General features: G+C 62.7%; 22 protein-coding genes, 1 other RNA gene and 1 pseudogene. 12 read left to right on the forward strand and 12 right to left on the reverse strand.

The window, feature by feature from the left end; translation table 11 throughout:
- Nucleotides 1-11: 11 nt before the first annotated feature.
- Complete coding sequence (locus B5525_RS00875; RefSeq protein WP_079572752.1) at nucleotides 12-791, forward strand: N-acetylmuramoyl-L-alanine amidase; 780 nt, start codon at nucleotides 12-14, stop codon at nucleotides 789-791.
- Nucleotides 792-882: 91 nt separating this feature from the next.
- Here the strand turns inward: B5525_RS00875 and B5525_RS00880 are convergent, their stop codons facing one another.
- Both B5525_RS00880 and B5525_RS00885 read right to left on the reverse strand, forming a co-directional pair.
- Nucleotides 883-2121, reverse strand: a complete 1239-nt coding sequence (locus tag B5525_RS00880; protein WP_079564064.1) for an RNA polymerase sigma factor — start codon at nucleotides 2119-2121, stop codon at nucleotides 883-885.
- Nucleotides 2122-2231: 110 nt separating this feature from the next.
- Entirely contained in the window at nucleotides 2232-2582 is a 351-nt protein-coding gene (locus B5525_RS00885) for a YciI family protein (protein WP_079564066.1), read from the reverse strand.
- 149 nt (nucleotides 2583-2731) lie between these two features.
- Between B5525_RS00885 and rnpB the strand changes: the two genes are divergently transcribed.
- The 6 genes from rnpB (at nucleotide 2732) to B5525_RS00915 (ending at nucleotide 8136) form a co-directional block, all read left to right on the forward strand.
- Nucleotides 2732-3165, forward strand: an RNA gene (gene rnpB / locus B5525_RS00890) — RNase P RNA component class A.
- Nucleotides 3166-3401: 236 nt separating this feature from the next.
- Nucleotides 3402-5456, forward strand: coding sequence for an adenylate/guanylate cyclase domain-containing protein (locus tag B5525_RS00895; RefSeq protein ID WP_079564068.1), 2055 nt, complete (start codon nucleotides 3402-3404; stop codon nucleotides 5454-5456).
- 191 nt (nucleotides 5457-5647) lie between these two features.
- The gene (locus B5525_RS00900) at nucleotides 5648-5944 is read left to right on the forward strand and encodes a DUF2282 domain-containing protein (protein WP_079564069.1); all 297 of its coding nucleotides are present in this window, start codon (nucleotides 5648-5650) and stop codon (nucleotides 5942-5944) included.
- Nucleotides 5945-6014: 70 nt separating this feature from the next.
- Nucleotides 6015-6872 (forward strand): DUF692 domain-containing protein, encoded by an 858-nt coding sequence (locus tag B5525_RS00905; RefSeq protein ID WP_079564071.1) that lies wholly within the window; start codon nucleotides 6015-6017, stop codon nucleotides 6870-6872.
- A gap of 8 nt (nucleotides 6873-6880) precedes the next feature.
- A complete protein-coding gene (locus B5525_RS00910) occupies nucleotides 6881-7666 on the forward strand; it encodes a DNA-binding domain-containing protein (RefSeq protein ID WP_079564072.1) in 786 nt (261 codons plus the stop codon).
- Nucleotides 7663-8136: a DoxX family protein gene (locus tag B5525_RS00915; RefSeq protein WP_079564074.1), complete on the forward strand. Its 474-nt coding sequence runs from the start codon at nucleotides 7663-7665 to the stop codon at nucleotides 8134-8136. Before B5525_RS00910 ends, B5525_RS00915 begins: the two co-directional genes overlap by 4 nt.
- 29 nt (nucleotides 8137-8165) lie before the next feature.
- Here B5525_RS00915 and B5525_RS00920 read toward each other — a convergent pair whose 3' ends face one another.
- On the reverse strand, nucleotides 8166-8882 hold the full coding sequence (locus B5525_RS00920) for an alpha/beta fold hydrolase (protein ID WP_079564076.1): 717 nt from the start codon (nucleotides 8880-8882) through the stop codon (nucleotides 8166-8168).
- Between the two features lie 181 nt (nucleotides 8883-9063).
- Here B5525_RS00920 and B5525_RS00925 point away from each other — a divergent pair, with 181 nt between their 5' ends.
- Nucleotides 9064-9807, forward strand: a complete 744-nt coding sequence (locus B5525_RS00925) for a sulfite exporter TauE/SafE family protein (protein WP_079572754.1) — start codon at nucleotides 9064-9066, stop codon at nucleotides 9805-9807.
- 87 nt (nucleotides 9808-9894) lie between these two features.
- On the opposite strand, the gene B5525_RS47445 is transcribed toward B5525_RS00925, so the two are convergent.
- The 9 genes and pseudogenes from B5525_RS47445 to B5525_RS00970 form a co-directional block, all read right to left on the reverse strand.
- On the reverse strand, nucleotides 9895-10587 hold the full coding sequence (locus B5525_RS47445; RefSeq protein WP_338075258.1) for a helix-turn-helix transcriptional regulator: 693 nt from the start codon (nucleotides 10585-10587) through the stop codon (nucleotides 9895-9897).
- A 20-nt stretch (nucleotides 10588-10607) separates the two neighbouring features.
- Nucleotides 10608-11009 (reverse strand): hypothetical protein, encoded by a 402-nt coding sequence (locus B5525_RS47450; RefSeq protein ID WP_338075259.1) that lies wholly within the window; start codon nucleotides 11007-11009, stop codon nucleotides 10608-10610.
- Between the two features lie 217 nt (nucleotides 11010-11226).
- Nucleotides 11227-12090 (reverse strand): hypothetical protein, encoded by an 864-nt coding sequence (locus B5525_RS43465; RefSeq protein WP_154073000.1) that lies wholly within the window; start codon nucleotides 12088-12090, stop codon nucleotides 11227-11229.
- A 320-nt stretch (nucleotides 12091-12410) separates the two neighbouring features.
- A complete protein-coding gene (locus tag B5525_RS00945) occupies nucleotides 12411-12860 on the reverse strand; it encodes a CopG family transcriptional regulator (RefSeq protein WP_079564080.1) in 450 nt (149 codons plus the stop codon).
- A gap of 9 nt (nucleotides 12861-12869) precedes the next feature.
- On the reverse strand, nucleotides 12870-14846 hold the full coding sequence (locus tag B5525_RS00950) for a conjugal transfer protein TraG (RefSeq protein ID WP_079564082.1): 1977 nt from the start codon (nucleotides 14844-14846) through the stop codon (nucleotides 12870-12872).
- Between the two features lie 89 nt (nucleotides 14847-14935).
- Nucleotides 14936-16663: a relaxase/mobilization nuclease domain-containing protein gene (locus B5525_RS00955; RefSeq protein ID WP_079564083.1), complete on the reverse strand. Its 1728-nt coding sequence runs from the start codon at nucleotides 16661-16663 to the stop codon at nucleotides 14936-14938.
- Nucleotides 16664-16876: 213 nt separating this feature from the next.
- Nucleotides 16877-17902: pseudogene (locus B5525_RS00960) on the reverse strand (methylase); the annotation flags it as partial.
- Nucleotides 17903-18087: 185 nt separating this feature from the next.
- Entirely contained in the window at nucleotides 18088-20205 is a 2118-nt protein-coding gene (locus B5525_RS45225; RefSeq protein ID WP_079564085.1) for a ParB/RepB/Spo0J family partition protein, read from the reverse strand.
- Nucleotides 20206-20327: 122 nt separating this feature from the next.
- A complete protein-coding gene (locus tag B5525_RS00970) occupies nucleotides 20328-21290 on the reverse strand; it encodes an ArdC family protein (protein ID WP_079564087.1) in 963 nt (320 codons plus the stop codon).
- 682 nt (nucleotides 21291-21972) lie between these two features.
- On the opposite strand from B5525_RS00970, the gene B5525_RS46010 reads away from it, so the two are divergent.
- The 4 genes from B5525_RS46010 (at nucleotide 21973) to B5525_RS00990 (ending at nucleotide 25195) form a co-directional block, all read left to right on the forward strand.
- On the forward strand, nucleotides 21973-22287 hold the full coding sequence (locus B5525_RS46010) for a hypothetical protein (protein ID WP_244567795.1): 315 nt from the start codon (nucleotides 21973-21975) through the stop codon (nucleotides 22285-22287).
- Nucleotides 22288-22379: 92 nt separating this feature from the next.
- Nucleotides 22380-22832, forward strand: a complete 453-nt coding sequence (locus tag B5525_RS00980; protein ID WP_079564089.1) for a mobile mystery protein A — start codon at nucleotides 22380-22382, stop codon at nucleotides 22830-22832.
- Complete coding sequence (locus B5525_RS00985; RefSeq protein WP_079564091.1) at nucleotides 22829-23413, forward strand: mobile mystery protein B; 585 nt, start codon at nucleotides 22829-22831, stop codon at nucleotides 23411-23413. Before B5525_RS00980 ends, B5525_RS00985 begins: the two co-directional genes overlap by 4 nt.
- Nucleotides 23414-24163: 750 nt before the next feature.
- Nucleotides 24164-25195 (forward strand): tyrosine-type recombinase/integrase, encoded by a 1032-nt coding sequence (locus B5525_RS00990; RefSeq protein WP_172899797.1) that lies wholly within the window; start codon nucleotides 24164-24166, stop codon nucleotides 25193-25195.
- Nucleotides 25196-25199: the final 4 nt, after the last annotated feature.

Genomic DNA, 25199 nt, shown 5'->3' on the forward strand with positions numbered 1-25199 from the left:
CCAGTGCGAGCATGAAGACATTCACCCCGGATTCGTCGATTGCCTCCGACGTGATCCCGTCGGCGAACTATGGCGACCGCGCCAAGGGCCGCCTGCCCGACATGATCGTGCTGCACTACACCGGCATGCCGGACGTGGAAGGCGCGATCGCGCGGCTGTGCACGGCGGGAACCGACGTTTCCGCCCATTACATCGTGCTGGAGGATGGACGCATCGTGCAGTGCGTCCCGGAAGCCAAGCGCGCCTGGCACGCCGGCGTGGCCTCCTGGGCCGGCGAGGAAGACATCAATTCGTGCTCGATCGGCATCGAGATCGTCAATCGCGGCCATGACTGGGGCTATCCGGACTTTCCGCTGCGCCAGACCGCCGCCGTGATCGCGCTGTGCCGTGGCATCATGCTCCGCCGCAAGATTCCATCGCATCGGGTGCTCGGGCATTCCGACGTCGCCCCGGCGCGCAAGAAGGACCCCGGCGAGAAATTTCCCTGGCACTCGCTGGCCAATTCCGGGGTCGGCCACTGGGTACAGCCGGCGCCGATCGTGCGCGGCGAGCCCCTCAAGCTCGGCATCATCAGCGACGACGTCCGCGACCTGCAGCAGGCGCTGGCGAGATACGGCTACGCCATCCCGATCAACGGCAAATACGACGCCGCCACCATGGAAGTGGTCACCGCCTTCCAGCGCCATTTCCGCCCCGCCCGCGTCGACGGCATCACCGATCATTCGACGCTGACCACCTTGCAGGCCCTGCTCGCGAGCCTTCCGAACGAGACGATGGCGGCGGCGAAGTAATCGGATCTTGTAGGATGGGTAGAGCGAAGCGAAACCCATCGACGGCTGCCGTCAACATCAAGATGATGGGTATCGCTTCGCTCCACCCATCCTACCGCTCCAGCTCCTTCAATCGCCGCGCGTAAAGCCGGCGCAGCGGCTCGAGTTGTGTCGCGGCCGAGGCCGCGAGATAGGCCTCGCGCGCATCATCGCGGCGCCCGAGCCGGCGCAACAGATCGGCGCGGACCGCGGGCATCAATTCGTAGCCTCTAAGTCGGCCGCGGGCCTCCAGCGTATCGATCAGGTCGAGCGCGCGCGCCGGCCCGTCGACCATCGAAATCGCCGCGGCGTGATTGAGCTCGATCACCGGCGACGGGCTGATTCGCAACAGCACCTCATAGAGGCCGGCGATCTGCGGCCAGTCGGTGTCCCCGTAATTCGGCGCCCGCGCGTGAAGAGCGGCGATCGCGGCCTGTACCGCGTAAGCCTCGGGCCGGCCCGGCATCCGCAGCGCCTCTTCCACCAGCCGCAATCCTTCGGCGATCTGGCAACGGTCCCACAGCGCGCGATCCTGCTCCTCCAGCAGCACGATATCGCCGCCCGCGGTCTGGCGGCCGGCGCGGCGCGCATCGTGCAGCAGCATCAAGGCCAGCAATCCCCTGATTTCGCCCCGCCGCGGCATCAGCGCGTCGAGCAGCCGACATAACCTGATCGCTTCGCGCGCCAGATCCGGCCGCATCAGATCCTCGCCGGAGGTTGCGACATAGCCTTCGGTGAAGACGAGATAGATCACCGCGAGCACGCCGCGCAGCCGCGGTTCGAGCGCATCGCGTTCGGGCACTTCATAGGGAATGCCGGCGAGCCGGATTTTCTGCTTGGCACGGACCAGACGCTGCGCCATGGCGTCTTCACCGAGCAGGAAGGCGCGCGCGACCTGGGCGGTGGTCAGCCCGCATACCGTGCGCAGCGTGAGTGCGACCCGAACTTCAGCGGCGAAGGACGGGTGGCAGCAAATGAAGATCAGCCGCAGCATGTCATCGTCGAGCGCGGCGTCATTGGCCTCGTCGGGGACCGGCGCGTGAAGCAGCATCTCATGGGTCAGCTCGCTTTGCTTGCCGCGAAAGGCGATTTGCCGGCGAACCCTGTCGATCGCCTTGTTGCGCCCGACATTGACCAGCCACGCTCGCGGATTGGACGGCGGATCTGCCTCGGGCCAGCGCTGCAGCGCCACGGCGAAGGCATCCTGCATCGCGTCCTCGGCGAGATCGAAATCGCCGACGAGGCGGATCAGCGTGGCCAGCACCCGTCCCGCCTCGTCGCGGAATATTTTTTCGATCTCGAGAGGGGTCATGGGGGGCCTCTGCTCACTCATCGTCGTTCCGGGATGGTCCGGAGGACCAGACCCGGAATCTCGAGATTCCGGGTTCGGCGCTCGCGCGCCGCCCCGGAATGACGACACCATCAATTATAAACCCAGATCGGCCTGACCTCGATCGAGCCGAACCTCGCGCCCGGAATCCGCGCGGCGATGGCCAGCGCGGCATCCAGATCCTTGGCCTCGACCAGATAATAGCCACCGAGCTGTTCGCGGGTTTCCGCGAACGGGCCGTCGGTGGTGAGCGTCTTGCCGTCGCGCACCCGCACGGTGGTCGCGGTCGTGGTCGGCTGCAGGCGGTCGCCGGCCTTGAAATTGCCGCTCTGGATGATGCTCTGCGTGAAGGCACCGTATTCCTCCAGCATCTTCTTGCCCGTCGCGGCGTCGATTTTGCCGTACTCGGCCTCGTTTTGATAGATCATCAGCAGATACTGCATCTTCGTTACTCCCTTTGATCGGCGTCATCGCCGGCATCCAGTCGAACCGCCCGACCGCAAAACGACATCTTCAGGATAATTTATTTTGGGCGGCCGCGTGGGCCGTTATCTCCTTGACGGGGCTGCCGGGAGCCCCCATCACAAGGGCGTCAGTCGGCCGGACGGCCGCTCCGGCAAGCGCCGAAAGGTGGCTGGAGAGGAAAGTCCGGGCTCCATCGACATACGGTGCCGGATAACATCCGGCGGGGGCGACCCCAGGGACAGTGCCACAGAGAACGAACCGCCCGCCTTCGCCCCTTACGGGGCTTCGGAGGGTAAGGGTGAAAAGGTGCGGTAAGAGCGCACCGCGGGTCCGGCAACGGAACCGGCATGGCAAACCACACCGGGAGCAAGACCGAATAGGGACGGCAAGGCGGAATGTTCGCTGCATGGCGATAACGCCGCGGGGCGATGTCAGGCTCGCCGTCCGGGTAGGTTGCTCGAGGCAATGTGCAAACATTGTCCCAGAGGAATGGCCGTCACGTATCGCCTGCCGCAAGCAGGCGGTGCCCTACAAAACCCGGCTTACAGGCTGGCTGATGCTTTCGACCAAAAGCGTTTTCGAAGAAAACGCGTCTTGAAGAGAATGAGGGGTTCGGCGCAACACGCCGGACCCCTCGCCATGTCCGGCGGATATGCACCATCGACTTCCGCTTTTGCTTTCCTGGGGAACGAAATTAGCCCGACCAGGCTGCGCGGCTGGCCTGACCATAGCCGGAGAGCATTTGCTTTGCATCGGCTGCGCATTATCAGTAGAGGCAGCAGGAGGCCTCCCCCATCATGCGAATCGGGATTCGCCTGACTATCACCAGTCTCGTCCTCGCTTCGATTCTGGTGAGCGCGATCGGCGTTCATATCCTGTGGTGGCGGACGGCCGAAGCGAACAGCCATGCGCTGGCGGACACGATCAATCGACAGATCGTCGCTACGGTCGAAAAGGAGCTCACCACCATTACCAGCGAAGCGCGCGCGGCGCATACTGCGATCAGGACGCTATTTGTACAGCATGTCCTAGATACCCGCGAAGCGGACAAGCGCGAGTTCGTTTTTTTATCGCAGTTGCAGTCGCAGCAGGACATCTCGTGGGTCGCCTTCGGCTGGCCGGACGGAAATTTCTTCGCCGCGCACAAGCTCGGCGATCTCGGACTGGAAATGATGGAAATCGCGCCCGTCAACGGCGCGATCAAGCGGCGTGTTGACCAGTATGGCGTGGTGGTCGGGGACATCGAATTCGAAAAACGCCGTTTCGAAGATACCAATTACGTCGTCACCGATCAGGAATGGTACCGGAGCGGAATGCAAGCAGACGAACCGCACTGGTTCAACGTGACGCATCATCCGGTGGGGTTGCGTCCCTCGATCGCTTATGCCGGGCCGGTCGACGTCTATGAGAAGCGTCAAGGCGTCCTCGCCATCATCATCGAATATACGCGCTTCGCCCAGTTTCTCTCCAACCTCTCGGTCGGAAAGTCCGGCGCGGCGTTCATTCTGGGACGCGACGGAAGCGTCATCGCCGCACCGGATCCGGGTGCCGACGAAGTCAAAATGCAGCGGTCGGACCAGGCGCTGTTGCCCGTCGCACAGGGCGCGATGAAACAGGCCGGCAGCTCCTACGACGTCGACAAGAAGGGAGCGAGCCAAATCAGGCTGGTCGCCGCCGGAAATGCCTATTCGGTGAGTTTGACGCCGCTGACATTTCCAGGATGGACGCTCGCAACGGTGATTCCGGAAGCGGAGTTTCTCGGTCCGATCGAGAGGACGATACGACAACTCCTGATCGGGCTGGCGATCCTGATCCTCGCCGCCGGCGTTGTTTCGGCGTGGATTGCCCGGCACGTCATCGCCACGCCGCTGATCCTGGTTGTCGATGAGCTCAAGCACGTGGCTCGCTTCGATCTGGAGCAGGTGCGCAGGCACACCTCTCGGGTGATCGAAATCGAAAATCTGTCGAATGCCATCGCCGACATGGCGGGCGGACTTGCCGCATTTCGAAAATATATACCGTCGGATCTGGTGAAGGCGCTGGTAAGCGAGGGCATTGAACCCAGCCCCGGCGGCTCGATTCGTAACCTGACGGTCCTGTTCGCGGATATTGCCGGCTTCACCGGGCTGTCCGAGCGGCTGGGCGATCAGATCATTCCGCTGCTTTCAAGCTATCTCGACACCATGTCGCGCGAGGTCAACAGTCACGGCGGCACGATCGACAAGTTTATCGGCGACGCGGTGATGGCGTTCTGGGGCGCGCCTGCGGCCAATGCCGACCACGCGCTCGACGCCTGCCGGGCTGCGCTCGCCTGCCAGCGCGCCCTGCGGTCGTCGGGATTGACCGATGATGGCGGCCGGCCGCTGACAGTACGCGTCGGCGTTAATTCCGGCGACATGCTGGTCGGAAATATCGGGTCGGAACTTAGGCTCAACTACACCGTGATCGGCGACGCGGTGAATATCGCGAGCCGGCTTGAAGGCGCCAACAAGGAATATGGCACCGAGATCATCATTGGCGAACAAACGCGACGCCTCGCCGGCGACCGTATTCATGTCCGTGAACTCGACCGGCTGATGGTCTATGGGCGGGCGGGTGGAATTGCCATCTATGAACTACTCGGCGTCGCCGAAGACGGCGCCACGCTCCCACACTGGGCGGTGCTCTATGATGGCGGCCTTGCGGCTTATCGCAGCCGCGATTTTTCAGATGCCGCGAGTTTCTTTCAACAGGTTCTGGATGCCAGGACATCGGACCAGCCCGCGCGCATGATGCTCGAACGATGCCGTCATTATCTTGTTTCGCCACCGGGGGACGATTGGGAAGCGACCAACGCGATGAAGGCAAAGTAGGTCGACGAAAACGATCCACGATCACAGTTTAGTGATAAGCTGTCTGGTAATTCGAATGACGGTCTGCACGTAACACGCATAGCCGGTCTGCCGCGCAGCCTGCCGTCGCCGGATTATCCGGCAAGCCGATGGCGAGCTGTTGTTACGCCATCGGACCCTACGTCTGACACGCCCGGGAAAGGATCATTCCAATGAACTCCAGAAACATCTTCGCCAACGCCACGATCGCGGGCTCCCTCGCCGCGGCCCTCGCCATGATCGCTGCGCCGGCATCTGCCGCGCCGAAACCGCCGCAACCCACCATGGACAAATGCTACGGTATCGCGCTGAAGGGCGATAACGACTGCGCAGCGGGCGCCGGGACAACCTGCGCCGGCACCGCGAGCGCCGACTACCAGGGTAATGCCTGGAAGTATGTGGCGAAGGGGACCTGCGACACCATCAAGACACCCAAGGGCATGGGTTCGCTGGAGCCGATCAAGTCCTGAGCCGGATTGAGGCGCGCGTTCCCCCCGCGCCTCACATTCCACGGGCAACACGCAAGGCCGGAACCTGCCTATGCTCAGAGCCTCTCATCTGCCTGCGCGGACCGGGGTCGGCTTCAAACCCGCGCACTTTTACGACATTCTCGCAGCCCCACAGCCGCTCGGGTTCTTCGAGGTGCACGCGGAGAACTACATGGGCGCCGGCGGACCACCGCACGCGCAACTTGGCGCGCTGCGGGAGCGCTATGCGTTATCGGTGCATGGCGTCGGGCTGTCGATCGGCTCGACGCGGCCGCTCGACAGGGACCATCTCGCGCGGCTCAAGACGCTGTGCGACCGCTATGCTCCGGAAAGTTTCTCGGAGCATCTTGCCTGGTCGTCCCACGACGGCATCTACCTGAACGACCTCCTTCCGTTGCCTTATACACGTCGAACGCTGGCGCGGGTTGCCGAACATGTCGACGAGGTGCAGTCGGCGCTGGGACGCCAAATGCTCCTTGAAAATCCGTCGACCTATGTTCGCTTTTCCGAAAGCAATATCCCGGAGGTGGACTTTATCGCCGAACTGTCGAAGCGAACCGGATGCGGGTTGCTGCTCGACGTCAACAACGTCTTCGTGTCGGCAAGAAATCACGCTACCGAGCCACTGGCATATCTCGACTCGTTCCCCCTGGAGCGGGTGAAGGAAATCCATCTTGGCGGGCATGACGTGGACGTCGACGATGCCGGCGTCCCGCTGCTGATCGACAGCCACGGATCGCCAATCGTGGAAGACGTATGGATGCTCTATGCGCACGTCGTCGCCCGCGCTGGCGCGCTTCCAACCTTGATCGAGTGGGACAACGATGTTCCCGATTGGCCGGGGTTGCTGGCTGAAGCAGTCAGGGCGCAGGGTGTTCTTTCCGATCAAGCCTGCGCGTCGGCAGCATGAGAGGGGCCATGCTCGCACCATTCGAAACATCGTTCGCAGACGCACTGCTGGACGCCAACGCGCCGGTTCCGCACAACATCGCCGCCGATGATGCGGCAGCTCCGAGGCGGCGGTTCGCGGTTTATCGCAACAACGTGGTGACGGGCTTGAGGAAAGCGCTTGCCAGCCGCTTTCCGGTTGTCGAGAAACTCGTAGGCAAAGAGTACTTCGCCGCGATGGCGCTGGCCTTCGTGAGGGAAAAGCCGCCGCACTCGCCTCTGCTGGCAACCTATGGCGATCATTTTCCGTCTTTCATCGCTGCGTTCGAACCAGCGCGCGAACTTCCCTATCTTGCCGACGTAGCGCGGCTCGAGGCCGCGCGAACATACGCCTATCACGCGGCCGACGCTGCATCCATCGGCGCGGACCGCTTTGCGAAGCTCGATAGCACCGCAATTGGCGATATCCGCATCGATGTGCATCCCTCGACCGGGGTAGTTCGCTCGCCATACCCGATCGTGACGGTCTGGGCGATGAACGGCGGCGAGCAGGAGCTTGCACCCATCGGGAACTGGTGCAGCGAGGATGCGCTGGTCTGCCGCCCGCATCTGGAAGTGCAGGTCCGCGCGCTACCACCAGGCGGCGCGGCATTCCTGCTGGCGCTTGGCGCAGGCCAGCCGCTTGGCGCTGCAGCCGAAGCGGCGCTCGCGGACGATCCGGATTTCGACCTCACCGGCAACCTCGCCGGGCTCATCAGCTCGGGCCTCGTGCGGGAGATCGTTCTTCCGGAGCGGAAAGAGTCCAGGCCATCATGACCAACGTATTGCCGGTCGCAGCGCGCCCCGAACCGGCCGTGGTACGTATCGTTCACGCGGGGATCGCTGCGCTGGATTGCATCCCCTATTGGTTCGTGGCGCTGGCGGCTCGCATTTTTCCGGCCGCGGTATTCTGGCAGTCCGGTCAGACTAAGGTGGTGGGCTGGCACCTCAAGCCCAGCGCCGTCTCGCTGTTCGCGAATGAGTATCAACTTCCCCTGATCGATCCCACGATCGCCGCTTACGTATCGGCCTTTTCCGAGCATTGTTTCCCGATCCTGCTGGTGATCGGGCTCGCATCGCGCTTTTCCGCATTGGCGCTGCTGTCCATGACGGCTGTGATCGAGATTTTCGTCTACCCGAGCGCCTGGCCGACCCATGGCGTGTGGGCGACGTGCTTCCTCTTGGTGATCGCGCGCGGGCCCGGCTGGCTATCGCTCGATCATCTGATCGCGCAGAAATACCGGTAACGGGTCCGCTCCGGCATCACGTTGAACCTCTAGCCCCGCTCTGCAACGACCTTCTCCAGCAACGCCATCAGCGCTTCCGGCGCGGTGACGTGCGGCGAATGACTGGCGTCGATCTCAAAGTAGCGCCAGTTCGAATCGCTCCGGGCGCGCGCGGCGAATGGCCCGAAGGCATCGACGGGTGACACCCGCGTGGCGTAGATGTAGCTGCGCGGCAGTGTCAGCTCGCCGCCGTGAAGCTTCAGCGGGCGTTCGAAACATTTGAGGGGCATGTCGACGCGGCGCGGCGCGAGCCACTCGACATCGGCCGGCGGCGTATCCGGCGGCGTCGGGTTCGGCGGCACCCGCCAGCCATCGCCGGATTTGGCAAGCTGCAGCATGCGCTGCCGTTCGAACGCGTTCAGGAAATCCAGCAGGCACTGCCCTTCCTCCGGCACGAACGCGTCGAGATAGATCAGTTGATTGACCTGATCCCGCGCGCGGTCGGCGACGCCGGTCGCGACCATGCCGCCATAGCTGTGGCCGATCAGCACGATGTCGCGCAGGTCCTCATATTTGATGACGTTGAGGATGTCCTGGATATGGGTTTCGAGATCGATCGAGGGGTTCGCCAGATGCGCGCGCTCGCCCAATCCCGTGTAACTCGGCGTCACCAGGCGATGCCCGGCAGCCGTCATCAGCGGATGCATCTTCTTCCACGCCCACCCTGCCGACCACGCGCCGTGGCAGACCAGAAAGGTTGCTCCCATGATGTTTTCCCTTTTGGACCGTGCACCACATGCAATTGGCGATACTACCGGCCCGTTGGGTGATGTAAACGTTGCGCGCCAACTCTGAAGCAGTCATTCCGGGGCGATGCGAAGCATCGAACCAGGAATCTCGGGATTCCGGGTTCGCTCGTTGCACTCGCGCCCCGGAATGACTGCGGAAATGACTGCGACAGCCTATGTGCTTTTGCTTACCGGCGCGCTCGCCGGCGGCTTCGTGTCGGGCCTTGCCGGCTTCGGAACCGCGCTGATGGCGCTGGGGATCTGGCTCTACGCGCTGACGCCCGCGGTCGCGGTGCCGCTGGTGCTGATCTCTTCGATCGTGGCGCAGACTTCGACGCTGCCCTCGATCTGGCGGACGATCGACTTCCGCCTGGCGTGGCCGTTCCTGATCGGCGGGCTCTTCGGCGTGCCGCTGGGCACGCTGATGATCGCGCATGCCGATCCCCGGGTCTTCAAGGTGAGCATCGGCGTGCTGCTGCTGGTGTTTCCGGTGGCGCTGTATTTCAACCGCACCCCGCTGGTGCCGCGTTTGGGCGGCAGGGCGGCCGACGGCATGGTCGGATTTGCCGGCGGGATTCTCGGCGGGCTCGCCGGTCTGTCCGGCCCGCTGCCGATCCTATGGGCCAATCTGCGCGGCTGGGGCAAGGAGGAACGGCGCGGCATTTTCCAGACCTTCAACTGGACCATCCTCACCGCATCGCTGTGCCTGCAGGCGGGCACCGGCTTCGTCGGCATCGAAGTGCTTTGGCTCGCCGCTCTCGCCTTTCCGGCCACGCTGTTCGGCGCCTGGATTGGCGCGCGAACCTATCACGCGTTGAGCGATCAGAATTTCAGCGATGTCGTGCTTGGGCTGCTATTTCTGTCCGGCGTCGGCCTGGTCTGGAGCAGCCTGGGCGTGCACTGAACTCGCAATCCGGTTTTCGCGCGCCCGATTGGATCCTTCGGCTTGAACGTCGGCATCGCGACGAGCGGCACCGCCGATGCGGCTGGCTCAGTGCACCGGTGGGTTCGAAAACCCGGCAGCGATCTTGACGAGATCCGCCTGCCGGCTGGAGCCGGTCTTGGCAAAAACGCGGTGCAGATGGGTCTTCACGGTCGATTCTGCGATACCGAGAGCCGTCGCCGTCTCCGGCACGCCCCCTATCTCGACGACGGCCGACATCACGCGCAACTCGGCCGGCGTCAGGTCGAAGCTGCGCGCGATGATTTCGCTACCCGCAATTTGCATCGCGGCCTTTCGAACGAACAAGGCGGCGACCGACTTGTAGGCCGTGGCGGTCGCGCTGCGGGCCGCCGCGGTGAGCGGCAACAAATGCGCGACATAACGCTCGCCATCGACCCCGATCATCGGCAGGGCGATGCACGCGGCGTCGGTCGCAATCTTGCCATGGCCGGCGAACGCCTTGCGGAAGGTCTGGTTGACCTGCGCATCGCGGGCGACAAGCTGCCCGTTGACCGAGCGCAGAACATCGCCCGCGCCGACGATGTCGTGGCCGGCACTATTGGCATGAACGATCCGGCAGGAAGCATCGATCAGGAATATCGCGGCGCTGAGGCCGTTCAGAATGTCCGCGAAGGTCGCGGCCTGGGACACCGTGGCATCGATCGACTTGTTGACGAGCAGGGCCCGGCGCGCATGCGGCGCCACCGCCGCGATGAGGCGACGCATGTCCGCATCGGCCATGCGAGCACCCGGGAGGAACGTCAGGAGATCGGCGCAATCCGGACCCGATTTGTGCAGCACGACGTTCGCGACGTCGATACAGCGCGCTGCGGGCGCAGCCATTCCTGATAGAACGGGCCGCGACGATATTCGTCGTACTCCAGCAGATCAGGAATGCCCACGACTTGCCCGGAGGGCGGCAGGGTCGTGAGCGGATCGAACCTGGAATAGGATTCGGAATAAAGCCTGATGTAATGCGGATCGACACCGCAGTAATAATGCGTCTCGCCGAACTGGCTCTTCGCATCCTTCGAAATCAGGTCACAGGCCTGGCTGCCGACGAAATCGTTGATCCCGACCACGACGTCATTCCATCGCGCAGGTTCGAGCGCCGCGTCGTAGATCTCCTCGATGAGATCGGGAAGCCTGCTGGTTCGGGCCATGGAACTTGATCTCTGCTATGGGACAAGTCGCGCCGGAAACGATGCGGCCAGCATCCTCCGATCGGAGGATGCCGGCAACGCTATGCCCGCATAGGTGGGTCATCGGGAACCGGCCGAGGTTCAGCGCTTGCGGCGGATATTTCTGCCGGATCCACCGATCCACTTCCCCCTTCGGAGAAATCGCCTCGGCGCCAAAGCCAAGAATTCCGGCGCCGCTTCACGGCGTGAGCGGCACCGGCGAGATCGAGGCATTGATCGTTCGAAACAGAAAAGAGAGATAGTAGCCCGCGGCAAACGGAAGGAAAACAGAGAGGATGAGCCGCCATTTTGACAGCGGCTTCTCGCGAGCAGCCTCCAACTTCGCTGTTAATGGTTCTGGATCGGAATTTGGCGTAACTCGAAGGTTAAGCTCTCCATCCGAAGCAGCTTTGGTCCCATCGGCAGTAGGCTTAGTATGTTGGGCAAAGCTTGGATTGCTGCGTCCCGTCATGGCCGATACAGGCGGCCTCTGCTCGAGGTCAACGCGTTCAGGGACGTCACCCGGATCCTCGGGGGCGAGCTCGAGATTCGGACCCCCGCCTGTTGCCGGTTCGAATTCTTCGCGCTCAGTGGAGCTCAGACGGTCGATGGTCTCCTGTATAAGCGGCCGGCCCTCACGAAGGCGGCGATCCACCTGCTCGGCCAGGACCTTGAAGCGCTCGTCGCCGAGAACAATCGCCTCGCGTTGGCGCGATTCCGGGAGCGGTGGGACAACGGTCAGATGATAACGCGCGTGCAGCGCGACGGTCTCGGCGATTATGCGCATGTCGCGCTCGAGGCGATCGAACCTGGAGTGCATATCGTCTAGCCGCTCGCGCAGGAGAGCTTCGACCGACGGGACGGGGTTCATAAAATGCTCAAGAGCAGCTTCAACGAACATGCTCTTGCCGACGCCCGGTCGGTCCGTTGCGACGTCAAGCCGCCCGCAAACACCTTCACTCAACCGAACCGTCACTTTGCGACGCGCCGAGGCTTTGCGCTTGCGCGAGGGTCTAACGTCAACGCGATCGGCTTGCGCATCCAGTTCGGCGAGCTGTTGCATTTCCTGACATTCCCCCAAGCCGCCATGATCGAGACCGCCGCTTTGCGGTACGACTGATGAGGCGAACAATCTGACGGGAGTTACAGAAAGGTCAGGCCAAGCTTTGCTTCAACAGAGAACAAGCGCCGACAGTGCTCTGTCGTAGAAAAAGAAAGAGGGTGCGGAATCCAGCCGCCAGCTCAGTATCGGCGAAGCGAGGGTCTGTTTGGCGGATGGCCAACTCGACGATCACCACAACTCGAACGGGAGAACCAGATATCTCACAGTAGATGAACGGTCGCCTTCACGAATGAGGCCTTCGGGGCATCCGGATCTCATCCTCACCGAGCGCCGGCCTGACCTTTGTCTTGCTCCGCATTACCAGCCTCAGGCAATTCGACGCTAACTTCTTTGAGAACTGTCGATCCGCTGGACAGGCGCCGGCCAAGCGCTTCGACGAATCGATCATAGCGCTCGGCGCCCTTCGCCCGCGCTGTAGGGCCCGATTGCTCTGGGAGCGCCGGCGTCGACGTCAGCCAGAAACGAATGAATAGCGCTATCGTCTCGAGCGTAACCCCGTCATTGCGTTCAAGCCGCTCGAGCACCCGCACGATGCGATCGAGCCGCTTGGCGATCGCAGCCTCCCGCCGATCGGAATCGTCAGGAGAAAGAAATGACCCAATCGCGGCCTCGGCAACCAGCGACTTGGGCTTGCCCTGACGCTGAGCATGGGCCTCCAGGCTGGCGAATATCTCTGGATCAAGGTAGATGCTGAGCTGGACCTTTTTCATCTCGCCCGCTCATAGGCCCATCTTGTCGTGGGGGTCGAGGCTGACAGCGCGCGCGAGCCCCTGCATCGATCGGTTCAAGCTTGCCGCTTGCACGGCATCGGCATCGCCCTCGTCTGGCGCGGTATCAAATTCGTTGTCGGCTAGTGGTGCGTTGAGAACGACCTCCTCATTTTGCGGCAATTCCGGCTCTCGACGAATGCCGCCATTCTGATCGCGTCTCTTGTTTGTGAGCGCAGCAAGCAGTTTGACAGAAGGACGGATGGGCGCATGCCCGGACCATTCGTCTGGTTGCATGACCAGGTCGATGGGTACAGCACGCGACGGCTTTAATGTCCGGCGCTGGAACTGCGGGTCTTCGTAGTATCGGACTTTACGGGCGCGTACCGGATGAACGCCCGAGATCATCACGATCGCCTCGTTTGGGGAGAGTTGCATCACTTCCCCGGGGGTCAACAGTGGACGCGATGTCTCCTGGCGGCTGACCATGAGATGACCAAGCCATGGTGAGAGGCGATGTCCAGCATAGTTCTTCATGGCGCGCATCTCGGTCGCTGTGCCGAGTGCATCCGACACCCGCTTGGCGGTGCGCTCGTCATTCGTCGAGAAAGCGATGCGGATATGGCAATTGTCGAGGATCGCGTGGTTCGGCCCATAGGCACGTTCGAGCTGGTTCAAGCTTTGCGTGATCAGGAAACTGCGGATGCCGTAGCCTGCCATGAACGCAAGCTGGCTCTCGAAGAAGTCGAGGCGGCCAAGCGCCGCGAACTCATCGAGCATCAGCAGGAGCCTTTGCCGCCGCCGGTCGGTATCCAGGCTCTCGGTCAGCCGCCGTCCAATCTGATTGAGAACGAGGCGCATCAGGGGCTTTGTGCGAGCGATGTCGGATGGCGGGACCACCAAGTACAGAGAAATAGGTTGAGCTCCATCGACCAAGTCACGGATGCGCCAATCGCTCCGGCCCGTGACCTTGGCAACCACGGGGTCCCGATAAAGCCCAAGGAAGCTCATGGTCGTCGACAACACGCCCGAACGCTCATTTTCGCTCTTGTTGAGCAGTTCGCGTGCCGACGAGGCCACCACTGGATGAGGGCGCTCTCCGAGGTGCGGTGTCGCGAGCATCGCGTTCAGCGTCGCTTCGATCGGTCGCGAGGGGTCCGAGAGAAAGTTCGCAACGCCGGCGAGCGTTTTGTCGGCATCTGCGTAAAGGACATGCTGGATGGCGCCGACCAGGAGCGAATGATTTGTCTTTTCCCAATGATTGCGTCGCTCGAGCGCCCCTTCCGGATCAACGAGAATGTCGGCGATATTTTGCGCGTCACGTACCTCGCAGTCGCCTTTGCGGATCTCAAGCAGCGGATTATAGGCCGCGCTCGCGGGATTGGTCGGATCGAATAGGAGCACGGACCCAAACCGCGCACGCCAGCCGGAGGTCAACTGGAAATTTTCGCCCTTGATGTCGTGGACGATCGTGGAATGCGGCCATGTCAGGAGGGTTGGGATGACCAGACCGACGCCCTTCCCGGACCGCGTCGGCGCAAAACATAGGACATGTTCCGGACCATCGTGCCGGAGATAGTTGCCACCAAGACGACCGAGCACGACCCCGTCCGGCCCAAGAAGTCCCGCGCGCCGAACCTCCCTTATGTCGGCCCAGCGCGCCGAGCCATACGTCGTGACGTGTTGGGCTTCTTTCGCGCGCCAGACCGAGAGGATGATGGCAACACCCATGGCTGCGATCCCACCACTTGCGGCGATACCTCCGCCCTGGATAAAAATCTCCTGTGCGTAGGCGTCGAACTTGAACCACCAGATGAAGAAGGCGAGCGGCTGATAGACCGGCCAGTGCCCGATCACGAACCAGGCAGGCCCGAGCTGCGGCTGGAAAGCTAGGCGCCAGGCGGTCCATTCGGTCGCCGCCCAGAGAAACGCGACCACGACCAACGACACGAAGAGCAACTGGCCCCAGAGGATTTTGGTTGCAGACATGCGCAAAGCTGATGCGCGTCCGAAGCAACATTCAACGACAATCCGCTCGCCGTCGTGATGATGCGCACCGTGGCGTAGATATCGGCTGGTTAGAGCGAGAGGTCGCGCTTGCGTCCAAAATTCCATTCAACGCCACCGGGACCGGCAATGCCGTTCACTTGCCTGCCAAGCTCGCGTTCCAGAGAAGGTATCCAGGGCACAAGCTGGAACCCCAAGCCGTTGTCGATCATCGCGAAGCGGCCAGAGGCAAGCGACAGTCTCCGGCGATAAACGCCTGAGACGTGGTCCCCTGTTTCAGCAGGCAGATGCGCCTGCCCGGTTTCCGAGGCGAGACGGCGTCCGACTGCATCGAGCTCCCGGTCACGCAGCGTAGCGATCAGGTTACGCCCAATTGTGACCTTATCTCCGTCACGTCGGGCAAGTCCCAGCTCTGCCAAGGCATCGATCCGCCGGTCGAGGGCGGAGCGAACCTCAGCGCCGAAACCGGCGCGCGAAAGCCCGACAGGTTCTCGCGCGACCAATCGCCAGTCGAGCCAGGTCGCTCCTTCGGCCGTCACCTGCTGGTCGAGGTTGAGATCCGAGCGGACCGCTAGCGCGATCCGCTGACGACCCCTCGCATCCTCAAACCGGCGCAATTCCACAATGCCGCCAATCGGACCGTCGCCGGCCATGTCGATATCGGGAAGCTTGAGGTGGTGCACGCGCCCATCGATCCCGTCAACGACGGCAAATGCCGTGCCCTGCAGCTCATCATCCAGGCCGCGGGTTATGAGACGCCCGATGATTGGTTCGCCATGGGCTTCGCCCTCAAGCGCCCAGGATGATGGCGCGCGAGATGCGCCGTCTTTTGCGAGCGCCTTATGCAGCCGCTTGATGATGTCGCCGCGCTCCCCAAGCGCACGCAAGCGCTGCTCGGTGTCCGGGGCCAGAACCCAGCGCGCGGGACCGGCGGACTCGGCGAGGCCCAGCCGTTCAAGCGTCCGCATCCGTCCAATCCGAATCTCGCGCAATGGGTCACCCGCAGCATCGCGTTCAGGACGAAGATCGATCACCCCTTCCGCCCTTCCCGCTTCCCGGGTCAGCGCCCGATCGAGTCGTGTCCAGCGTTCTGCCGTGACGTCCGCATCAAGCCCGCGTCGAACCTCGATCTCGGATCGCTGACCAAGCTCCTGCGTGACGAGTTCACCGGCGCGGGCGCGCAGCCCGGATCCGATATAGTCGCGGCTGATCACGAGGTCGGTCCCGTCGTCAGTGCGGCCGCGTACAAGGATATGAATATGAGGATGGTCGGTGTTCCAGTGGTCGACGGCGACCCAATCGAGCCGCGTCCCGAGATCACGCGAGGCCTGGTCCATCAGCTCCCGAGTAAAGCCGCGCAAACTCGAAAGCTCACCGGCATCGTCCGGCGAGACGATGAACCGGAAATGATGCCGATCCCCTTCGCTGCGCTCGGCAAAAGCCCGGCCGTCCGCATCGTCTCCGGCGGCATCGAACAGTTTCCCGGGCGATCCATCGCGGGTAACGCCATCGCGCTTAAGATACCCGATATGGGCTCGCAACGCGCCGGGCGAACGCATCTGGCGGACGACGCGCGCCTTGACCATGGCGCCACGGCCGCGCGCTTGCAGCATTCGCGAGGCGGCAAGGCTCGCTGCGCGCCCTCGTCCAAATCTGCTGCTACGACTACTAGAGCCACGTGAGAGACCGCCGGCCTTCTGCGCAGCCTGCAGCGCCTGCGCCAGGAACGGCTTTGTTCGCGGCCCGCGCGTCGAGCGAATTCTGCCTGGGCGGACGCGGAAATCGTCGTTCCCGCTCATCGATCCCTCCGCAGGGTGTCGATAGTTGAGCGCCGATAACCCGTTGTCGAATGGTCCAGGTTGCGAGAGACCTTCGCAATGTGTGGAACAAGTCTAAATTTGGCGCTGTTCCTCACGCAACCGACCGTCCGCACCTTGCGGTTTTGTAGGGCTCAGTCCCAAGCTGCCCCGTCCGGTTCGCCGGACGGGGCTTTCGCTGTAAGCTTTTGTCGCGGTGGCGACGATTGGGCGACGTGGCGGAACGTCCTTGAAGACCCAGCCGAGCAAGGTCGGCAGGTCCGACGCAATGCCGGGCGATGCCGGGAAGGGGGCGCTGTCGTCAGCCGGCACGCGATCGATCACGGTGAGGCGGGTGTCGATGGTGGTGCCGTGCTTGGCATAGACAGCGCCGTCGATCACCGCCGAGAATACGACACGGCCCTGTTCCTGCAGCCGCCTGAAGGCGCCGGTCCACGTGGGATTGTCGGGCGCGACGTTCGCTCCTGTGATGGTGACGAGCCGTCCACCTTCGGGAAGACGCGCCAGCGCGGAGGCAACGTGTCGGAGCGCGGCATCTGCCACCTGGCGATCGACATGAATCGCGGACGAGAACGGTGGGTTCATCAGCACGACACTCGGCACGATGCCGGCATCGAGGTGGTCGTTGATGTGCGCGGCGTCAAACCGGGTCGTGGAGACGGCGGGAAAAAGGTCGCTAAGGATGCCGGCACGGCTCTCGGCAAATTCGTTGAGAACGAGCGAGGCGCCGGCGAGTTCAGCAAGGATGGCAAGAAGGCCGGTGCCAGCCGACGGTTCCAAGACGACGTCGGCAGGTGTGATCGCGGCCGCCACGCTGGCGACAAACGCCAGCCCGATGGGAGTGGAGAACTGCTGGAGGGATTCGCTTTCCTCGGACCGCCGTGTCTGTGTCGGAACGAGGCTCGCAATCCTCAGCAACATCGGCAGCATGGCGGCCGGCGACGCCGCCTTGGCGCGCATGGCAGCGCCATACCGTCGCAGGAACAGGACGGTCGCCGCCTCGCAGGCGTCATAGGCCGTCTTCCAGTTCCATGCGCCGGTGGCATCAGAGGCGCCGAAGGCGGCCTCCATGGCGCTGCGCAGAACAGCGGAATCGATGCGACGGCCGCGTTCGAGATCGCTCAAAAGCTGTCGCGCAGCCTTGATGATGGCGGAGGCGACAACCGCGGTGGCACGGATCGGCAGCGGCATAGCGGCGCCGCCCGCAAGAGATTCGGTCATGGCAAGATTTCTCGGGAGAACTGGGATGGGTCGAACCGCCCGGCGCTCTCCTGACCGCCGCGGCTCAAAACCCTTCCCGGCCGGCCTCTCCCTCTAAGCCGTCCAACAAAAATGGGGAGCGGCGCTGCACGCCGGCCCCCAGCCACCGTCAGCGCGGGACCGCGGAGTTGTCCCGCGATATACTCTCATTCGGCGGCGGCGAGTTGTGGCCGATCATCGTCGGCCCCGCCATCACGGTTCTCATCCTCGGAGAGGAATTCTGGCAGCGCTGCTACTTCACTCTCCTGCTCGGCCGGCACTGAAGCGACGTCGACGAGACGTAGCGGCTCCGGCAGCCAGCCGGAGCCGTCGAGAAGACGCTCGGCCTCTTTGGCCATGTCCGCCTTCTTCAGATGGTCGATCAGCTGAGCCGAGGACTCGCCTTTCGCTTCGAGAACTGCCTCGAGGATGCGGGGTTTTGTGACACGGTCGAGATAGTTGTCGACCGTTGGTCTCCATCCCACTTGGGCCATGTCGAGCCCGACCGCCCGCGCCAGGACATCCGCGTGGTCAAGCCGGGTGCGAACGCCGTGGGCGGAGACACGGCCTTGATTATAGCGGTTAGCCGGCTCGTAAAGTGCGTTCACCGCAAATGATGCGCAGTGAGCGAACAGGGAGGCTTGTGCGCCGCCATCGAGAGCTGTGAGCGCATCCCACAGATCGTTCTCGCTCTTCGGCAGCCGCGTTTTCCAGGACTCGTGCCGCGCCTCAACGGCCTTCGCAGACTCGCTCTCCCTCAGCCCGGGAGCTTGAGTGGGAAACGTCGGTGTCCGAAGCCCGATCTCAAGACAGCTCCCGGACGATGCGAACCGGTAAAAGGCCGTCAGCACAAAGTTGTGCAGCACCGCCTGGAATGTAATCGCCGGATTTTCTGCCAAAGCATCCCGCAACGCAAGTGTGCGATGTGCCGTCAGCTCGATGATGAGTCGATCCGGCAAAGGCTTTGTGACGTCCTCGTCGTCCTCTTCAGCCTCAGTCGGGCTAACCGCGACCGAAATGACCGTGCCAGGCATCGAGGCCGTAACCTCTTGGCCTCCCGTCGATGACGTATCGGCGCCCTGCCCGATTTCTGGAGCGGGTGCAGGCGCCTCGTCCTCCGGTCGGATATAACCCCGATCTACCGAGAGCCGGCCCTCGGAATCGATGCTGACGAAGACGCCGGCACGGAAGACGTCGGCGGGATCGTAGACCACGGATCGGTCTTCGAAGGCCAGCAGCGCCGCTTCAATCTCGCCGAGACGCTGGTCGACGGCGTCTGGCAACTCGTCCGCATCCTGATATTCGGCTTCGAGCCTGTCATGCTCGGCGTTGAGTGCATCGATGGTCGTCTGCTCCTCGATCGTGAGATCGACAGGCCTCCCCTCCAATTCTCGCAAGCCACTGGTGTGACCAAATGGGAAATCGACCGCCACCGAAATCCACTTCCAGCCTTCTGCTGCAATTGTCTCGGCCTCAGCCTTCAGCTTCTCGGTGACGAGACGCTCGAGTAGTGCGACGTCCTGCAGCCAGCCGCCATCGTCATGCTCGAACAGGTCGCGCAAAACGGAGCCTCCGGCCTGCTCGTATGCGTCGATCCCGACATACTGCGCACGCCGATCGGAGCCACGTACCGTGTTCTCGGTGAGCATGCGGCGGATCTGGTATGGCTCGCCATAGCCGGAGCGGCTGGCGTTCTCCCATACTTGCTCCTGGCGGGCGTGATCGGCCGTGACCGAGAACGCCATAAGCTGCTCCAGGGTCATGCCATCTTCGGCATAGATCTCATGCAGCTTCGGCGACACCGACGCTAGCCGCAGCCGCTGCTTCACAATTGCAGGCGTCACGAAGTGACGGGCCGCAATATCCTCCTCACTCATTTCGAGATCGCGGAGCGTCTGGAAGGCGCGGAACTGATCGAGCGGATGCAGCCCGACCCGCTCGTCATTCTCGGCTAGCGAATCATCCTCCGCGATGCCGCCCTCGCGTACGACGCAGGGGACGGGTTGCGTCTTCGCCATGCGCTTCTGCTTCACCAGGAGCTCGAGAGCACGATAACGTCTGCCGCCCGCCGGCACCTCGAACATGCCGGTCTCATTGCCATCTGCATCGACGACAGCCCGGACGCTCAGGCTCTGCAGCAGGGTACGCTGCGCGATGCTTTCGGCTAGCTGCTCGATCGAGACACCAGCTTTCACACGGCGAACGTTCGACTGGCTGAGCACGAGCTTGTTGAAGGGAATGTCCCGGGAAGGCGACAGGGTGATCTTTTGTACGGCTTTCGTCATTTTTTCGTCTCCACAACGGGCAGCCGTGAGACTCTCTCTCGGCTTCCAACCCGTCGCGAACCCCGTCCCCTCCTCTCACTCTCGCGCGGCCGCGGGAGATTAAGCATCACGCCGCTTAAGCATCACGCGGCCTCGCGACCGCCGACAATCAAATTCGGCGAAGCGGGCACAATGGATTCGGGAACGAAGCCGAGCAAATAGTCCGCGGCCTTGCTCGCCTGCGAGGCAGCGCGCACGATGGCGCGATTGTCTTCGCGCAGGACTTCAAGCCAGGAGCCGATGTAATCGGCATGGCGGACGGTCGGCACGATTCCAAGCGAGGCGCAGCTGAACGCGGCACTTAACTCAGCCACAAGTTCTTCAAAGGCGTATTTCTTGGAGCCATAGGTTCCGCCCTGGTCACGATTGAGACGCGAGCGATGCCCGGTCGCATGACCTAGTTCGTGCAGCGCCGTGCGGTGCCAGTTGATCGGCTCAAAATAGGCCTGCGGAGGCGGGACCTGCACATAGTCTTCGGCTGGTGCATAGAATGCGCGACTTCCACCGATGCAAAACGGGATTCCGCTGGCTTTGATCAGGGCTTCGACCGTGGGTTCGATTAACCCCGGCGGCGGTGGCGGCGCAGCGGTGGCGATCACCTCGGGAAGTTCATCGCACTGGTCAGTGTTGAAGACCGTGAAACGTTTCAGGAATGGAACGGCCTGCGCTTCTTCGCCGGTCTCGGCGGCGCGTTGCTTTTCGTCATTCGGCACGAAACGATCCGCGTAGACGACGGGCGTGCCGCGCTCTCCCTTACGAACATGGCCGCCCAGTGAGAGCGCCTGACGGAAGGTGAGCCAACTTTGACCGGAAAATCCGCGTTCGATCACCGCTCCCCAGAGGATGAGGATGTTGACGCCACTGTATTGCCGGTTGGTCAACGCGTTTTTCGGCATCGCCAGCGGCGCTTTTGCCGCAGCCGTACCCCAGGGCTGGACCCAGGGCACCCGGCCAGCCTCAAGTTCGGCGATGATTTTGTCGGTGATTTCGTCATAGAGGGTCGCCCGGTCCTGGCCGGCGCGCGCGCGAGCAGTAGGGTTTGACATCGCGGGTCTCCGCGACGGGCGCCGCGAGCCTCTCTCGCAGCTTGTAACCCGTCACGGCAAAACCCGGCCGGCACTCTTACTCTCAGCTTCTTCCGATGTGCCTAGCGCCGCAGGTCCCGATCAGGCGTGCGCCAGGGGCGCATCGCCTTGGTGAAATGGCACCCGCAGGAGCGTGAGCATAGCGACGCCGAAGGCGGCACGCGGGACCGAGTGCAGCGACGAGACCGGTTAAGAGGGCACCCGGGACAGGGGCAGTGATAGCAACGCCGGCATGTTCAATGACGGCGGAACCCTGTCCCGAGTGCCCCCGGCGAGGAGCTCCGTTGTTCTAGCGCGAGGGATCGAACCCGCATGGCCGAGACGCCGACGCGGCTCGGTTCACGAGAGCCCGGTGCGGCACTTGCCGCACGCGCACGGCTAGGCAGTGTAAGCCTTAAGCGAACACGATGCTGACGTCCTGCGATTTCCAAGGCTCCACCTCTCCAAGATGACGCCAAGGCGCTGCGAAATCGTCGCGCGGCACCCCAAGGATATCCCGCGCCAGCCGGCTGGGCATTCTTCACAGTGTTCTCAGGACAAAGGGGAAAAGGATTGAGTTGTCCTGTTTGCGAATCCCAGCCTTGTGCTAGCAGCCGGAACAAACGAGGGGATACAGAGATTCCTCGTATGAGGAGCTATCTCAATGCTGATGACGAGTGAACGAAGGCCGGCGATACGGACGCTGCGCGGATGGGCGATCCACGTGCTCCAGGAAGCGGGCGCAATTCGCGAGTGCGGGGAACGCGGTTGGATGCAGGACCGCGCCGATTCGCATGCGCGGGAGCGAGCCTTCGATATCGCCCGTCGAGACCCGCCAGCAGGCGTCTCCACTGATGAAGCCGCGGCCGATGCCGTCCGGGCCCAAGGGGCGGTTCGGGACAGCCTATCTAGAACATTGCAAGAACGGACGCAACGAATAAGGAGCGCTGTCAACACTTTCCGCTCGCACCAGCGCTAGCAAAATCAATAAGATATATATTATTTTCATCTACAGTAACTATAAGATATATCTTATTTATCTTGCGACGAAAATAGGCTATACCTTATCCCATGAAGGACGCCATTCGCCATCTCGACAAGCGATTTTCAGGCTTGCGCAAGTTCACGACGCTCCAGCGCCCGCCGAGGGGTTGGCTTCGTGCGATCCGTGATGCCCTCGGCATGACTACAGCCCAATATGGGAAGCGGCTGGGCGTATCGCAGCCGCGCATCGTGGAACTTGAAAAATCCGAACAGAACGGCAGTGTGACTCTCAACACCCTGCAACGCGCGGCCGAGGCCCTCGGCTGTCGGCTGGTCTACGTGCTCGTGCCCGAACGGCCCCTGGCGGAGGTTGTCAACGAGCGAGCGGAGCTGATCGCCGAAAGACAGTCGAAGGCCATCGAGCACACGATGCGGCTGGAGGACCAGGCCGTACGAGACAAGAAGGCCGCACGCGCGCTCCGCGAGCAAGCGATCGAGGATTTGCTGAAGCGCCCCGCGCGCCTCTGGGATGAAGAATGACTGATCTGCACGCCGCCGACGATCATGCAACACCCCTGACGCCGGCGGAAAAGGAAGATCTCATCCCGACCCATATCACGCTGCGCACCGAACTGAACGAGCTCGAGCAGCAGAATATCGCGACTGGAGACCGGTGGGCGTTCGGCCGGCGCCACGTGGTGACCCGCGAGAGCTTCCACAAGAGCTTACATCGTCGCATGTTCGAACGCGTCTGGCGATGGGCAGGAAAGTATCGCACGACCGAACGCAATCTAGGGGTCACCCCCCACTTGATCGAGGTTTCGCTTCGCCAAGTGCTCGATGACGCTCGGTACTGGATCGAGCATAAATCCTATCCGCCTGACGAACTCGCTGTCCGCTTCCACCACCGGCTCGTGTCGGTACATCCCTTTCCAAACGGAAACGGCCGCTGGTCCCGTGTGGCGGCCGACGTTCTGATTACGCAGCTTGGCGGCGAGCGCTTCACGTGGGGTGGCGCCGATCTTCGAACTGCGGGCTCGGCTCGCGATGCCTACATTGCCGCACTCAAGGCCGCCGACAATCACGATCTTGAATCGCTCATAAAGTTCGCGCGATCGTGACCACTGTGAAGAGATTCGCTCAATCACCTTGTGATCGTCGAACCTGAAACGGCGTTATCTCGGACAACAACGTGTCGCGTAGCCGTTTAACCGGAGCGAGCCATGGTGGCCGGTATCAAGATTGGGGTTCGGCTGTCCGAAGCCTACTCCACACTAGCCGATTGTCGTACCCAGCAGAGGTTCCCCTTCCGAAAAGGAAGTCTGGTCGTGATGCTGCAAAGAGGGCCGGGTCAAGCCGAGAAGTTCCTGCCTCGCCAACGTCAATTGGTAATGTATGCCCAGGCGTCACGTCGACAAACTCAGCCGCGCGAAAGCTCGTCCCGATCCGGCGCAGTGGGGCGAGGATGAAGTGATGACGCTCATCGAGGCTGTTGAAGTTTTTTTCCCCGACGGTCCGCTGACGTTGTCGTCGCTGAGGACGGCTGTGGCTGCCGGGACTCTTGAAATCGCCAAAGTTGCGGGCAAAAATCTGACAACGCCTCGAGCAATCCGCAAATTGGTAACGCCATCATGCCTGGCCGCAAAGCCAAGCCGCCACGACTCTGGTTCCGAGAGGACGAAGGATGCTGGGTCATCCTCGATCGGGCGGGCGGAAAGCGACGGCAGATCCGCACAGGCTGCGGCCGCGACGATATTGACGGCGCAGCGAAAGCGCTCGAAAAGTACATCGGGTCACTGCACACAACCACTATCGGGGCGACCGACCCTCGTTCCCTCGCCGTGGCCGACGTCCTCACTTTCTATGAGGAATTGAAGCGGCCGAAATCCAACGATCCTCGCGCGCTGGCGCAACATGACCTGCTGCTCATCCGGCTCCTGGACCTCAATGCGTTTTTCGGCAGCTCGATGGTGGCTGACATCAAGGCGCAGCTCTGCCGCGACTTTGTTGACTGGTCCACCGGCACGCCGAACGAAAACAATAAGAGAAAAGGCATCCCGGCTCGCGCAAGTACCGTGTCCGACCAGACGGCGCGCCGTCGGCTCGAAGATTTGCGTGCCGCCATCAACGCCTATCATGCCGAATATGTCCTGTCGGTCGTACCGAAGATTACGCTGCCGACGAAAAGCGAGGGGCGGCACCGTTGGCTGACTCGTAACGAGGCCGCACGACTGCTTGGCGCGGCACTCGGCTATGTTTGGGACGGGGCCCCTGAACGACGCACCTGGAAGCGGCGCGAGGACGGCACGCTGTTGCGGCGCGAACGCTGGATCATCAGACGGCGACAACCGACGGCGCGCTTCATCCTGATCGGCCTCTACAGCGCCAGGCGCGAGGAAACTATCCGCCGGACGCAATGGGTGGCGACGACCACGCATCCGTGGATGAACCTGGGCGGAATGGTCTATCTCGGCCGCGGCGCCGCGGAGGCGCGCACCAAAAAGCGGCGGCCGCCGGCGAAGATCGCCATGCGGCTGCGGCCGCACCTCCTGCGTTGGCGCGGACTGGACGTGAAGCGCTCGGCTGAACTGCGCAAGACTGGCCTGATGGCGGACGGCGAGCAAATTCGCTTTATCGTCCACCGCACGCATGACGGCCAGCCGCTGGCCGGCAAGATACGCTCGGCGTGGGAAGGCATCCTGGAGGATGCAGGGCTTGACGAGGATGTCGTCCGCCACACCCTGCGTCACACGGCGGCGACCTGGCTAATGCAGCAGGGTACCGACCTGTGGGAGGCCGCGGGCTGGCTCGGCATGACGGTCGAACAACTTGAGGAAAACTACGGCCACCACCACCCCGACTTCCAGAACGAAGCCGCGCAGGCATTTGGCGGCCGGCGCTAATCTG

Source organism: Bradyrhizobium erythrophlei (assembly GCF_900129505.1).
Taxonomy (GTDB): domain Bacteria; phylum Pseudomonadota; class Alphaproteobacteria; order Rhizobiales; family Xanthobacteraceae; genus Bradyrhizobium; species Bradyrhizobium erythrophlei_D.